At 54.6% G+C, this 1,195-nt stretch carries 1 protein-coding gene; it reads left to right on the top strand.

Annotation, left to right across the window (positions count from 1 at the left end; translation table 11 throughout):
• Window positions 1-214 precede the first annotated feature (214 nt).
• A partial coding sequence (locus tag P792_RS33410; protein WP_084331117.1) for an outer membrane beta-barrel protein occupies window positions 215-1,195 on the top strand: 981 nt, incomplete at its 3' end.

Genomic DNA, 1,195 nt, shown 5'->3' with positions numbered 1-1,195 from the left:
CCTGCCGTGACACGCTGTTACTGACCATGCGGGGCCGCGACCTCAAATACGGACTCAATGAAAAAAAAGCCGTTTTGAGGGGCCATTATCGAACTGTCATCTGAAAAGCACAGTGTCGAACTAATTATGTTGCCTTCTTGATAAAATTATCAAATCAAAATAAATTCTTTTAGCTGACTGAATTGCCCCCAGGGGCTTCTGATAGGGATGGGTTATGGACCTGATTCGCGATATAACGAGCCGTTTCTGTAAAACCATTTCTGCAGGCGCCCTGATTTCAGGCGCACTAACCGCCCTCCCCGGCACAGCCCTTGCCGATATTCCTCTGTTCAAGACGGCCACCAACCCGTGGCTGCAGGGGGTCAATCTGTCCGGTCTGATCGAGGGCGGCATCATGGCAAACCCTGCACGACCGGATAACGGCATCAATTTCGGTAACTTTCTTGGTGACCATGCCAATCAGGCCCAGCTGAACCAGATCAGCCTCACCCTGTCCAAGGCAATCGATCCGACGAAATCCGAATATCAGATCGGCTTCATGCTTGAAGCGCTCTATGGATCGGATGCGCGCTACTATCACCTGCTTGGCCTGTCGAACAAAATGACAAGCGACCGCTACCAGCTGCTTCCGGCGCAGGCCCATGTGGATGTGCACGCCCCGATCTTGTCGAAGGGTGGCATCGACATGCAGGCCGGCATCCTGCCAGCCCCCATGGGCGTCGAAGTACTGGATCCGACACTGCGTCCTTTTTATTCTCTGGCCTATACGTCTCAGTATTCCGTACCCTTCGAGCATCTCGGCGCCATGTTCCACTGGCATGTCACCCCGATGTTTGATTTCAACTTCGGGGTCGATACCGGTAACCAGACGACGTGGGGCCGCAACGACAACAACAATGCAGCCGCCGGCTATTTCGGGTTCAACCTCATCGGCCTGGCTCATGGAAAACTGAACATCAACGAACTGTCGCGTGTCGGCCCAGAAAATGCCGTTGCGGCACTTGGCCCCCGTGCCAATACGGCGCAGCGCTGGTGGAACGACATTGCCGCATTCTACACGGTCAATGACAAACTGAGCCTCACAGGAGAGTTCAATTTCCTGCACGATGACGGTCTGCGTGCCGAAACCTGGAGCGTCGTCACCTTCGCTGCCTACAAGATCACACCGAGCCTGACCTTCAACTACCGCGGTGAG

Origin of the sequence: Asaia sp. SF2.1, assembly GCF_000505765.1 — a bacterium.
Lineage (GTDB): Bacteria > Pseudomonadota > Alphaproteobacteria > Acetobacterales > Acetobacteraceae > Asaia > Asaia bogorensis.
The sequence above is the reverse complement of the archived record's forward strand: the minus strand, read 5'-3'. Positions and strand labels throughout refer to the sequence as shown.